This window comes from Nitrospira defluvii, from assembly GCF_905220995.1.
GTDB classification, from domain to species: domain Bacteria; phylum Nitrospirota; class Nitrospiria; order Nitrospirales; family Nitrospiraceae; genus Nitrospira_A; species Nitrospira_A defluvii_C.
Map to the genome: position 1 here is coordinate 1,119,569 of NZ_CAJNBJ010000001.1, position 11,812 is coordinate 1,131,380.

The window sequence follows — 11,812 nt, forward strand, 5'->3', positions numbered from 1 at the left end:
CCGAGGATGACACAGGGCGCATCCGGAGAACAACCTTTCCATCCGCCGTCCATCGATCCGACCAAGTTCGATGCGGTGCTCTTCGACCTCGATGGAGTCCTCACCAAAACCGCCGTCGTGCATGCCACCGCCTGGAAACGACTGTTCGATGAGTACCTGCAAGCGAAAGCCTTGCGCGATCACGTGCCTTTTCAGCCCTTCGATATCCTGCTCGACTATCAACGATACGTGGACGGCAAACTTCGATACGACGGGGTCCGGGCCTTTCTGGAATCTCGCCACATCGTCCTGCCCAATGGCACGGCGCACGATGGCCCGGAGCAGGAAACCGTCCAGGGGCTCGGGAACAAGAAGGACGGGTACTTCCAAGCGCATCTCGCACAACATGGCATCGAGCTGTATGACGACGCGATGCAGCTTCTCCGGAACGTACGGGCACAGGGCATGCGAACCGCGGTCGTCTCAGCCAGCAAGCACACTGCGGCCGTGCTACAAAAAACCGGCCTCGCGGATTTCTTCCAGACTCGGGTTGACGGTATCGAAAGCGAACGGCTCCATCTTGCAGGCAAGCCGGCCCCAGATGGTTTTCTCGAAGCGGCCAGGCGACTGCAGGTCGATCCGCCTCGAGCCATTGTCGTCGAGGACGCCGTCGCAGGGGTGCAGGCCGGGCGTAACGGTGGATTCGGACTGGTCATCGGCGTCGATCGAACCGGGCATGCGGAAGACCTCATCCGGAACGGGGCGCACGTCGTGACGGCGGACCTGACTGAACTCTGCCCATAACCTGTTCCAAGCGCCTCTTCTCACCACGTCGCAAGTTCCCGCGCAGCCTCCCACGGGGCGGGGAGGCAAGACCTCCCCGCTCGGAGCTGCCGTCATTGCACCTCGACCGTGATCGTGTCAGTCGCGGTCAAATGGTCGTGATCGTGAGTCGCCGCTTGAACCTTGATCTCATGCTTGCCCTTGCTCAGGCCCTTGAAGGTGCCGGGAAACTTCTTCTGGGGTTCGCCGTCCAGGTACACATGTGCATGAGCGGCTTTGGAACCCTTCGTGAGCGCGTAGGTGAGCTCGAAGGTCTCTCCCACCTTGGCTCCGTCCTTCGGGGAGGTGATTGTGACAAGTGATCCATCATCGACCTCGGCGAACAGGGAACCGGCCGACACCAACACCCCGCTCAGACCCAACACCACCATCGCAACCCTCATCGTATTGTGCATCTTCATACTCTCCTCCTTGATCGCTGGCTGAATTCCGCACGATGCTTCTCGTGCACCTATGATCAGTATTCAAAGGCGACGTGATAGAGCGCCGGCGTCATGTCCACCCCCAGTTGCGCCAGTTTCTCCTTCATGGGCGTGACGCTCTTCTCATACGCCTTCCAGTACAAGCCTTCGTTCTCCCAGATGGCGACGTTGATATAGGTGAACCGGCTGTCCGGCTTGAGACTCTTATGGAATTTCCCGCTGAGAAATCCTTCTTGCTTCGTGATGTGCGCCTTGACGTCCTGCCACCACTGCACGAACTCTGCTTCGTTGACGGCGGGACCGAAAATACATTGATCAATGTCACCGGCATCAGGCACCTCCTTGAACGGCTTCGGCGGTGGCCGCCACTTTCATACCGACACCTGTTGAACCACCGGCCTGATCTCGACCCAGCGACGGTCCGGCGGGAGCAGGGCCCCCGCCAGACCCATTCAGGTTACTGCGCCTTCCGCAGGTCGATGACGGTGCCTTCTTCATTCAACTCGACCACGATGTGGGACCCTTCCGCGATCGGCTTGGTCTTCACTTCCATGCGCTCCAACGGAAACTCTTTCACGCCTTCCGGCGTCGCCAGTTTGATCACATTCTTCGTCGTCCCCGCATAGATCAATTTGCCGAAGATCAGCCGGTGGCTGCCGGCCTTGTGTTTTTCTTTTCCATGATGATCGATGACCATACCTTCTTCATTGACCCAGAGCGACACGTCATCGCCGACCGCCGCATCGGCAGGGGCGGTGTTCGCGCTGATCGTGTATTGTCCCGCCGGCGTTTTCACATAGATCAGGCCGGACTGGATCTTGGTCACCGTCCCATTCACCTGAATGACATAGCCAGGCTTGGTGCGCGGATGTTCGTCGAAGCTCATCTCCACAGTGAAACGGTTGATGTCGATCATCTTTCCCGCTTCGTTCAACTCGGCCGTCACCGGCGCCCCTTCTTCCAATGTCGACAACTTGGACCGGCCTGTTTGCACATCGATGGCCTTCTCTCCCTCCGGGGTCCACACCTTGATTTCCTTCCTATCCGGCGAGGTATAGGCCAGGTTACCCGTCACGAAGCGATGGGTATGCGCCCTGTCTCCCTTCCGATGGACGTCGATCACGGCATTGTTTTCGTTGACCTGCATGTCCACTTCTTCTCCCACCTCAAGATTCTTGGGCGTGAGTGTCGACGCAATTTTCATCGTCCCCCAGGGCGTCTTCACGGTGGTGATGCCTGACGCCACATTCGAAACCACCCCGCTGACCTTCATATGTGTCGCTTTTTTCGCCCCGCCATCGGCGGCTTGTCCAGAGGGCACCGCCATCGACAAGCTGAGTACGATTGCACCGAGCATCACTATGGTCCGTGTCATGGTGTGACTCCTTTCATCCATGTTTGTGAACGCCTGTCCTGTCTAAACTCTGCACGATGGCCTTCGTCAGACACCCTGACGCCTGAATCGAGACCCCCTCGCGGGTCATCTGAGACAGCAGCCTCGTGCCCGCCTCATCGATGAAGCTCACGTCCCGGAGGTCGACCCGACATTGCCTCGGATCGTCGAAGTCCGCCATCAGCCAGCATTGCCGGAGCTCCTGGACCCAGGGACCGACCAGACGCCCGGAGAGCGTGAAGGTGATCCGTGGATGTTCGTTCGACACCGTAATTTTCAGCATGGTCGTACCAGCCTCCGCGTGACGCGAATTAGACTGCGCCTTACAAGGTGCGGAACGCATACTTCTGGTCGCGTGCTTCCGAGGACTGACTCTTCGCCGGCTCACCCAGCCATTTGGCGATCAGCCCGTCCAGCGACCACTTGCCGCCACCCACCACCAACAGCGCCAGGCTCATCGCGATCACGAGGAGGTGATATTCAAAGCCTTCACCTTGCTGCTGGCCGAACCAATTCATGAAGAAGCCCTGCGGCAAGTGCACCGTCACGATCGCGCCGAGCATGATGACGATGAAGCTCGCCGCCGTGAACCGCGTGAGCAGACCTGCGATTAATCCAAGACTGCCGATGGATTCACCGATGATGACTAGAAACGCAACCAGCCAGGGCAGCCCCATCTTTTGCGTGAAAAATCCCATCGTGCCTTCGAAGCCAAACCCTCCGTACCAGCCCAACAATTTCTGCGCGCCATGAGCGAAGATCACGCCGCCCAACGCCACTCGCAAGATCAACCCGGCCCAGGACTCATCTGTTTTGAACAACGCCTGCATGCTGCACCTCCAGTTAGAATTGATGACCGATCCGTTGTACGTGCGGTATGGCAAGGGTCGTTCCCGTTCATCGCGATGCCAACGACACGTGCTAACACATTGACGATATGGAGAATTTCGAAGATGCGCCCTGGTGAGTCTCGCTGTGTTGGGCTGAAGTGACGAAGGAGCGACGACGACCCATCGTCAGGTGACGAAGGCCGTCGTCACGAGATGACGGGACGTGGTGGGTGAGCGTCAACGAGCACGGTGATGGTGATGGCTGCTTATTGAAATTGCCGCCGGAATCGCCACATACCGAAGCCGAACAGGCTGCCGCCCAACAGGAGCATGGCACCGACCGACTTCCACAGCATATCCAACCCTGCGCCCTTCAGCATCACGCCATAGGTGATGTCGATGTAGTAGCGCAGCGGTGAGAGCGTCATGATCGCCTGCACCCACGTCGGCATGGACTCATACGGTGACGTAATGCCAGACAACAGGAGCATCGGCCCCACGACGAAGAGTGTCATCATGCCCACCTGGGCCTGATTCTTCGCGAGTGTCGCTGCCACCAGCCCGAATCCGGCAGTGGTGAAGACGTGCAACGCGGTCAGGAGAAAAAAGAGTCCGGTCGACCCCTTCATCGGCACATGAAACACCGGCTGCAGCACACCGTACAGCGCGAGACTGAGCGCGAGGAGGATGACCCCGGACATCGCGAGCACTTTGGCAAACATGATCTGGAAGGAAGACAGGGGCGACACCAACAATTGTTCGACCGTGCCCCGCTCCTTCTCACGCACCAGCGCAGCCGCCGGCAATAACACGGCAAAGATGGTCGTCATACGGAGGACATGGGCGATGGACTGGAACCATCGTTCATCTTGGGTGGGATTGAACCAGACGCGATGGGCACTGGTCACCATCGGCAGGCTCGCCTTCGCACCGGAAAGACCGGCGGACGCCAGGCCCCGCTCGGCGCCGAACAGGCCGGCGATTCGCACGGTATAGGCGGCGGCCGAAAGTCCTTGAGGGGCATTGGTGGTGTCAACGAGCAGCTGGACCGCCGTTCGCTCCCCACTCATCAACGCCTCGTGAAATCGGGGAGGAATCTCCAACAGCAACATCGCGCGGCCCGCATCCAACTGTCTGAGTCCCTCCCGTGGATCGCGGATCTCGCCGGTAAAGGCGAAATACGGGGGCTGAAACCGGTGGATCAGCTCGCGGGACGAAGGACTGTGATCCGCATCATGCACCAGCAACTCGGCGTTGGTGAGCTGCATCGTGATCCCGGCGCCGCTCACCACGACCGAAAGGGAAAACGAATAGAGCAAGAACAGCAAGAGCGGCAAGTCGCGCGTCAGTTGCAACAGTTCTTTCCACGTCAGCGCCGCGAGCCGTCGCCCCCACATGGTTGCCTGCCGGCGAGCCGTCATCTCCCATTCCTCATGCTTTGGGCCTCTTGGTAAAGAGCCGATAGGTGACGCCGCTGATGGCGGCGGCAAACATCCCCAGCGCCAGCAGGTCGAACCACAACACGTCGGCACCGACGCCTTTCAGAAAACTTCCTCGCACGATGTTGGTGTAGTACATGGCAGGGTACAGATGGGCCTGGACCTTGGCGCCGCGCGTCAATGAGGCGACGGGAACCAAGAGCCCGGAAAACAGAATGGTCGGAATCATCGCGACGATCATCGTGATGATCAACGCCGCCATTTGCGTCTGCACCAGCAAGGAAATCAGGAGGCCGATTCCTGTCGTACAGCATACGAACAGCACCGACGCGGAAAAAAACAGGAGGAAGTGTCCCTTAAACGGCACCTGGAACAGGCCGACGGCCATCAGCCACAAGACGACGACGTTCACGAGGGAAATGACGATATAGGGCAGCAGCTTTCCGGTAAGGAATTCGGCGCGGCTCAGGGTAGAGCTGTAAATATTGTAGATCGAGCCCGTTTCTTTTTCCCGCACGACCCCGAGCGCCGTCAGCAGGGGGGACGCGAGCATCAACGTAAACATGACCAGCGCCGGTACCATGGACCAGGTGCTGCGGACCTCCTCGTTGTACAGATATCGCACTTCAACGCTCAGCGGGCGCACCAGCACAGCCGCCTGCTCGTCAGTGAGACCACGGGCTCCCCGCAGGTACTCAATCAGGCGATCCTCGGTGAAGGCCTGGTTGATGGCAATGACATACCCTTTGGCGATATCCGTATGGAGAGGGAAAGTTCCGTCGAGCAACGTCTGCACGGCCACCGGTTCGCCTGCGACCAATTGTTCCTGGAACCGCTCCGGCACGATGATGGCCGCTCGGATCTTCGTGTCGGTCAACAGGCGCCCCAGGGCACGCTCCTCATCAGCGTAACCTTGAAACGAAAAATAGCGCGATTGGATGAACCGCTGGAGATAATCCCGGCTCAACTCGCTGTGATCCCGATCCAGGACCGCGAACGGAATGTCCTCCACATCCAGGTTCAACCCGTATCCGAACACCACGAGCCAGAGAGCCGGCAGAAGAAAGGCCAGCAGCAGGAACAGCCGGTCTCTGGTGGTTTCCTTCCATTCCTTGAGCGCCACGGCGCCGATGCGTTGCAGATTCAGGTGTGCTTCTCCTTCTGCGCCGCCCGTTCCAGTGCCATGACCCGCGACACAAACACATCTTCCAAACTGAGTGTTCGCAGCCGTACCGCCTCGACGGAGTGGCCGACGCGCGCCAACACCTCACGGAGATGCGCCTCGTCACGGGAAGGATCGCGTGAGAGCACATGAATCTTCGTACCGAAGAGCGCGGCGCCGGAGAATCCGGCCGCCATCATATGCGTGAGTGCGGCCCCCGGCCTATCCACGGCAATCTCCAGCAATTGCCCGACTTCCTGCTCCACCTGGGTTTTGAGGTCCGCCGGCGTCCCCTCGGCCACGATACGCCCTGCATACATGAGGGCCAGCCGGTCGCAGTGTTCCGCTTCGCTGAGATAATGGGTGGTGATAAGGATCGCGACGCCTTCCTCGCGAGCCAATCTGGACAACAACTCCCAGAACCGTCGACGGCCGATGGGGTCCACGCCGGATGTCGGTTCGTCCAGGAATAAGACGCGCGGGCTATGGACGAGGGCACACCCCAACGCCAGACGTTGCCGCACTCCCATGGGAAGGCGTCCCGTCCGATCGTGTACATAGCCGCTGAGGCCCGCCATCTCCACGATCCACTCCATCCGTTGCTGCGCCTGTCGGCGAGCCAGGCCGTAGATCCCGGCAAACAGCCGGATGTTCTCGACCACGGTCAGGTCGAGATAGAGAGAGAAGGCCTGGGACATGTAGCCGATGCGTTCCTTGATCGCCCCGCCTGCCGTCCGCATGTCCGCACCGGCCACGCGCCCCTCTCCACCCGTCGGAGGCACAATTCCGGTGAGCATCTTGATGATGGTCGTTTTGCCTGCACCGTTCGCCCCCAGCAGGCCGAAGATTTCACCTTGCTGCACATCAAAACTCACCCGGTCCACGGCGCGAAACGAATCAAAATCCCGAACGAGTTCCCTGGCCTGAACGGCCAGCCCATCGCGCTGCTGCCTATCTCCGGCGCGAGTCGGTCGGACCGATGCTTCCGACGCTCCCGCTTGCCCATCCTGCTCTTTCAGGAGCAGGGCCACGACGACATCTTCCAACTCCGGTTCATCCGTGTGGAGGTGCCCCACCGGCAAATCGCCCAACACCGCGCGGATTTCTGCCACGGCGGCGTGCGCGTCCCGCTCCGGCGTGAACAGGTGCACCGAGGGACCCAAGGATTCCACCTGCGCATAGCGGCGTTTCAACCGGGCAACGGCTTCCAATTGCGGGGTCGATTCGAAGGTGACGACCAGGCCCGGGACCAGCGCCGTGACTTCTGCCGGAGTTCCCGAGGCCAGCATCCGGCCATGAGAGAGAAACGAGAGCCGGTGAAAGCGGGCCGCTTCGTCCATGTAGGCGGTCGACACAATCGCGGTCATGCCTTTGGCTGACTGCCACTCCGCAAGAATGGCCCAGAAGTCGCGCCGCGAAACCGGATCGACGCCGGTCGTCGGCTCGTCCAGAATGGCAAGCTCCGGCTCGTGAATCAACGTGCAGATCAGGCCGAGCTTTTGCTTCATCCCGCCCGAGAGCTGTTTCATCAGCCGGCCACGAAAACGATCCAAGCGGGTGATGGCCAGCAGCCGTCCCTTGCGCTCACGTAGCTCCGCCTCGGGAACTAACCGCAGCTTGGCAAAAAAGTCGATGTTCTCCTCGACGGAGAGTTCAGGGTAGAGATTGAGCCCCAGCCCTTGAGGAAGAAATCCGATTCGTCGTTTCACGTTTTCGGCCGCCTGCTCGGAATCCACGACGGTCCCGAACACTTCCGCGGACCCGCCTTCGTACTGCAAAACTCCGGCGAGCGCCTTCATCACGCTGCTCTTTCCGGCCCCATCGGGTCCGATGAGGCCATAGATCTCTCCGCGATTCACGGTGAAGTCGAGGCCTTTGACCGCGAGGTGCTGCTTGTACCGCTTCACGAGGCCGGAGACCCGGACCACCAGGTCCGGTGACGATGCGGTGAGGCTCGTCATCGGGGCTTCGACCAGGCAACATCGTCCTTCCAGCGAATCACCGCATCCGCCGGAAGACCCGGTGTCAGCCGATGATTTGGATTCGCCTTGAGATAGAGCCGGACGGCGTAGATCAGCTTGACGCGTTCGTCGGGAGTCTGGACTTCTTTTGGAGTGAATTCCGCTTTCGAGGCAATGTATCGGACCGTCGCCTCGAAGGGTTCGTCAGGAAAGGCATCCGTATGGATGCGGGCGGGCAGGTCGAGGCGGACCTTGCCGACTTGGAGCTCCGGGACATAGACCTGCAAATAGAGGCGGTCGAGGTCCACCAGTTCGAGCAGGGGCGCGCCGGTCGCCACGACTTCGCCGACGTCCACCATGCGCGTGGTCACCGTCCCGCTCGTCGGGGCCACGATCGTCAGATCGTCGAGCACGCTGCGGATTTCCGCGAGTGCCGCATCCGCCTGGTCGCGCTGCCGTTCGAGCGCGGCCACCTCCGCTTCCTTCGATCGGATTCGCTCTCGCCCCAATTCGGCCTGAGCGAGTTCCTTCCCGGCCTGATCGAGGGCGGCCTGCGACACCGCAATGTCCGTGACCGCGACTTTCCAACGCGCGTCCGCCTGGTCCACATGCTGCTGTGACACGGCCTGCTCGGGAAGCAGAGCGCGCACACGCTCGGCGTCCCGGCGGGCTTCATACTCGACGGCTTTCGCCTTACGGATGAGGGCGCGCGCACTGGCGACTTTGGCGTCCGCCGCTTCGATGCTCAGAGGCACTTCGAGGTTGAGGACCGCGAGTGCCGTATGGGCCGCCTCCACCTGCGAGATCAAGCTCTCGACGAGCCGCAAGGCTTGGTCGACTTTCGCCTTCGTCTGGGCATCGTCAAGCCGTATCAGCACGGTGCCTTTGACGACCTCAGCCCCTTCGCGCGCCGCCAGGTCTACGACGCGCCCCGGGAACTTGCTGGCCACGGTGACATGGTCGCCTTCGATCCGTCCATTGGCCTGAATCAGCCCCTCCGGGAGGCCGTCCTGCCACACTAGCCGATCGAGGACCACATATCCGGCGATCAGCACCGATGCGAGGACGGCCGCGGCAATAGTCGAGGTCCGAAGGCTCACGAATCAGTGGTCTCCGTATCGCTCCATCCACTTGCGAAGGTGTTCCACGGCTTCCGCCTTTTGTTCGGGCCGCAGGGTCGCATGCCATTCCGCCAGCTTGGGCAACACACGCTGCATCAGGCGGGTCTGTCCCGCTTGGTGCTGCTCAAACAAACGAGCCAGCTTGGCCTGATCCAGCCGGTCGCTCTGGACCTGAGCGATGACCTCTTCCATGGTCGCCTTGCGCTCCTTCTCCGACTCCGCGCGGACGGCCATCGCTTCGTCCTTCACGGCGGCCAGCTTGGCCTTCTGCTGATCGTCGAGGTCCAAGTGTTTGGCGATCTTCCCCGTCATCCAATCCGCGCGCTCCGTCGGCGTATGGTGTCGGTGACACCCGGCACCGACCAGCGCCCCGGCAATGATCAACGCCCCGATCGCCACCCTGACCGTGCTCTGCATCTTCATGCTGCCCTCCTTGGTGAATACTGTGAGATTCGCAGGACGTTCTCCCTTCACATTGAATCAGGAATCGAGACCACGCGGTAGGGGCACCAGACGATTATTCTCTCGGGCGCGAGAGCCCGAGCTTTTTGAGTTTGGATGTGAGGGTGGTGCGCTTCAAACCTAAGCGAGCCGCCGCGCCGTCTGGTCCGCCGATCGTCCACTTCGTCTCTCGCAGGACACGAAGAATCTGCTGGCGTTCCGCATCATGCAAGGTTGGGGACGCAGCCGCACGCTCCGGTTCCACCAGCCTCAGTTCCTGCAGCGGCACGTGCAGTTGTGTCCCCTGGGTCAGAATGACGGCCCGCTCGACCAGATTCTCCAGTTCTCGAATGTTGCCGGGCCAGTGATAACGGGACAAGGCCTCCAGGGTCGGGGCAGGGATCGACTCGATGCTTTTCTTCATGCGCGCGGCATAATGCTGCGCGAAATACCGCACGAGCATGGGGATGTCCTCGCGACGCTCGCGGAGCGGCGGCAACGTGAGGGGAAACACGTTTAACCGATAGTACAGATCGTTTCGAAACCGGCCCTCCTCGGCCAGCTTCGCCAGGTCCCGGTTCGTGGCGGCTACCAGCCTGATGTCCACGCGGATCGTGCGGGTGCTCCCGAGTCGTTCGAATTCTTGCTCCTGCAACACCCGAAGCAGTTTGGACTGCAGCTCCAGCGGAATTTCTCCCACCTCGTCCAAAAAGATCGTCCCGCCATGGGCCAACTCGAACCGGCCGACCTTCTGTGCGATGGCCCCGGTGAAGGCGCCCCGTTCATGGCCGAACAATTCACTCTCCAGCAACCCGGTGGGAATCGCCGCACAGTTGAGTTTGACGAACGTGCGTGCGTGGCGACCGCTTAGGCGATGGATCGCCCTGGCAATGAGTTCTTTTCCCGTTCCGGTTTCACCCAGGATCAGCACCGTCGCATCGGTCGGCGCCACGATTTCGACTTGCCCCAACACCTGTTTCAACGCACGGCTCTCGCCGATGATATCGTCGAAGCCATGTTCCACACGGATTTCTTCCTCCAAGTACAACTTTTCCTCGGTCAATCGATCTTTGAGCGTGTGAATCTCCTGATACGCCAAGGCATTGTCGACGGCCAGTGCGATCTGCCCGGCCACTTGGCTCAAGAATTCCACATCCTGCTCGCTGAACGCCTGCTCTTGATGACTTGCCAGATTCAGGCAGCCGATCACGCGATCGCGCGACAACAGGGGCAAGGAACACATGGACTGGAAGCCCTTCATAACCAGGAGCTGCGGCACGGCGTGAGAAAACGCCTTCAGGTCCGGCAAAGTGTTCGCTATCGCGGGGCGCCTCCGCTCCAACGCCAGGCCGGCGAGGGAACCGGCGACATCCGACATCGCCCCCTCGGTCAAGGCGCCTTCGTTGTCGGGAAAATCCAAGGCATGGAGGCGGACGCGGCCGTTCTTGCCGTCACACAGAATCAGGCTGGCGTATTCCTGCGGGACCATCTCGCGCAGGCAGAGACTCACGGCCTTGAACACCTCGCGTAGATCCAGCGTGGACGCAATGGTATTCGTCATGCGCAGTAACAGGCCGAAGCGATCGCGCTGCCGTTCGACGTCGCGGCGGGAGGCCTCCGCGGCCTCACGATTGAGCACATTCTCGACAGCCACCGCCACCTGGTGCCCGACCTGTTGCATCAACTCCACATCGGCGATGCCGTATGCGTGCTGTTCCAGGCTCGAAAACTCCAAGGACCCCAATCGTCGGGCGGCGGAGGTCAGCGGCACCAGGCAACAGGACTGCACACCATCTTCCCGCATCAACCCGATCACATTCGGCCAGCGATGCTCGGCGGCCAGATCGTTGAGCAGCAGCGGTTCTTGTGTCTCCCACACCAATCCGGCGGGCGTCTCGGCCGGCGCGCTTTCATGCCCGCCGATGATGTCGGCCGTCACATTGGCCTGGAGCACATGCAGCCGCATGACCCCTCGCTGGGGGTCATGCAACGAAAGCCCCACAAAATTGACCGGCACGACCGACGGCAGCTGCCGGGCAAGATCCTGCACTAGTGCAGACAAGTCGGAGTGGTTGGCAATTGCCTCCGCCACGCGCAACAACGCACGATACCGGTCGAGGCTGGAAGACACCGTCTCTGCTGATGGTTCGTGGCTCATGCGTGGCCTAGTATGCCCATCGCTCCGACCGCGCGCAACCTTCCCCGTTTGCCCCGCTTCGAC

Annotated in this window: 12 protein-coding genes; 1 reads left to right on the forward strand and 11 read right to left on the reverse strand. The window is 60.8% G+C overall.

Translation table 11 applies throughout. The features are described from left to right. Positions 1 to 6: 6 nt before the first annotated feature. Positions 7 to 783: an HAD family hydrolase gene (locus tag KJA79_RS05415; protein WP_213040959.1), complete on the forward strand. Its 777-nt coding sequence runs from the start codon at positions 7 to 9 to the stop codon at positions 781 to 783. Between the two features lie 92 nt (positions 784 to 875). Here the strand turns inward: KJA79_RS05415 and KJA79_RS05420 are convergent, their stop codons facing one another. From KJA79_RS05420 to KJA79_RS05470, 11 genes are all read right to left on the reverse strand, one after another. After that, entirely contained in the window at positions 876 to 1,223 is a 348-nt protein-coding gene (locus tag KJA79_RS05420) for a hypothetical protein (RefSeq protein ID WP_213040960.1), read from the reverse strand. A gap of 56 nt (positions 1,224 to 1,279) precedes the next feature. Beyond that, positions 1,280 to 1,582 carry an antibiotic biosynthesis monooxygenase family protein gene (locus KJA79_RS05425; RefSeq protein ID WP_213040961.1) on the reverse strand — a complete coding sequence of 101 codons (303 nt, stop codon included), beginning with the start codon at positions 1,580 to 1,582 and terminating at the stop codon, positions 1,280 to 1,282. 119 nt (positions 1,583 to 1,701) lie between these two features. Further along, on the reverse strand, positions 1,702 to 2,619 hold the full coding sequence (locus KJA79_RS05430; RefSeq protein WP_213040962.1) for a hypothetical protein: 918 nt from the start codon (positions 2,617 to 2,619) through the stop codon (positions 1,702 to 1,704). 13 nt (positions 2,620 to 2,632) lie between these two features. Next, positions 2,633 to 2,920, reverse strand: a complete 288-nt coding sequence (locus tag KJA79_RS05435) for an STAS domain-containing protein (protein WP_213040963.1) — start codon at positions 2,918 to 2,920, stop codon at positions 2,633 to 2,635. 40 nt (positions 2,921 to 2,960) lie between these two features. Then, positions 2,961 to 3,467, reverse strand: a complete 507-nt coding sequence (locus tag KJA79_RS05440; protein ID WP_213040964.1) for a DoxX family protein — start codon at positions 3,465 to 3,467, stop codon at positions 2,961 to 2,963. Positions 3,468 to 3,733: 266 nt separating this feature from the next. Continuing rightward, positions 3,734 to 4,888 (reverse strand): ABC transporter permease, encoded by a 1,155-nt coding sequence (locus KJA79_RS05445; protein ID WP_213040965.1) that lies wholly within the window; start codon positions 4,886 to 4,888, stop codon positions 3,734 to 3,736. Positions 4,889 to 4,898: 10 nt separating this feature from the next. Continuing rightward, on the reverse strand, positions 4,899 to 6,029 hold the full coding sequence (locus KJA79_RS05450; protein ID WP_213040966.1) for an ABC transporter permease: 1,131 nt from the start codon (positions 6,027 to 6,029) through the stop codon (positions 4,899 to 4,901). Positions 6,030 to 6,049: 20 nt separating this feature from the next. Further along, entirely contained in the window at positions 6,050 to 8,029 is a 1,980-nt protein-coding gene (locus tag KJA79_RS05455; RefSeq protein ID WP_213040967.1) for an ATP-binding cassette domain-containing protein, read from the reverse strand. Then, a complete protein-coding gene (locus KJA79_RS05460; protein ID WP_213040968.1) occupies positions 8,026 to 9,129 on the reverse strand; it encodes an HlyD family secretion protein in 1,104 nt (367 codons plus the stop codon). Before KJA79_RS05460 ends, KJA79_RS05455 begins: the two co-directional genes overlap by 4 nt. Positions 9,130 to 9,132: 3 nt before the next feature. Then, positions 9,133 to 9,573, reverse strand: coding sequence for a Spy/CpxP family protein refolding chaperone (locus KJA79_RS05465; protein WP_213040969.1), 441 nt, complete (start codon positions 9,571 to 9,573; stop codon positions 9,133 to 9,135). Positions 9,574 to 9,667: 94 nt separating this feature from the next. After that, complete coding sequence (locus tag KJA79_RS05470) at positions 9,668 to 11,749, reverse strand: sigma 54-interacting transcriptional regulator (RefSeq protein WP_213040970.1); 2,082 nt, start codon at positions 11,747 to 11,749, stop codon at positions 9,668 to 9,670. Positions 11,750 to 11,812: the final 63 nt, after the last annotated feature.

Bases quoted from the DNA above. Each gene is read 5' to 3' on its own strand.
- KJA79_RS05415 (WP_213040959.1), top strand. From the start codon at position 7: ATGACACAGGGCGCATCCGGAGAACAACCTTTCCATCCGCCGTCCATC.
- KJA79_RS05420 (WP_213040960.1), bottom strand. From the start codon at position 1,223: ATGAAGATGCACAATACGATGAGGGTTGCGATGGTGGTGTTGGGTCTG.
- KJA79_RS05430 (WP_213040962.1), bottom strand. From the start codon at position 2,619: ATGACACGGACCATAGTGATGCTCGGTGCAATCGTACTCAGCTTGTCG.
- KJA79_RS05435 (WP_213040963.1), bottom strand. From the start codon at position 2,920: ATGCTGAAAATTACGGTGTCGAACGAACATCCACGGATCACCTTCACG.
- KJA79_RS05440 (WP_213040964.1), bottom strand. From the start codon at position 3,467: ATGCAGGCGTTGTTCAAAACAGATGAGTCCTGGGCCGGGTTGATCTTG.
- KJA79_RS05445 (WP_213040965.1), bottom strand. From the start codon at position 4,888: ATGACGGCTCGCCGGCAGGCAACCATGTGGGGGCGACGGCTCGCGGCG.
- KJA79_RS05455 (WP_213040967.1), bottom strand. From the start codon at position 8,029: ATGACGAGCCTCACCGCATCGTCACCGGACCTGGTGGTCCGGGTCTCC.
- KJA79_RS05465 (WP_213040969.1), bottom strand. From the start codon at position 9,573: ATGAAGATGCAGAGCACGGTCAGGGTGGCGATCGGGGCGTTGATCATT.
- KJA79_RS05470 (WP_213040970.1), bottom strand. From the start codon at position 11,749: ATGAGCCACGAACCATCAGCAGAGACGGTGTCTTCCAGCCTCGACCGG.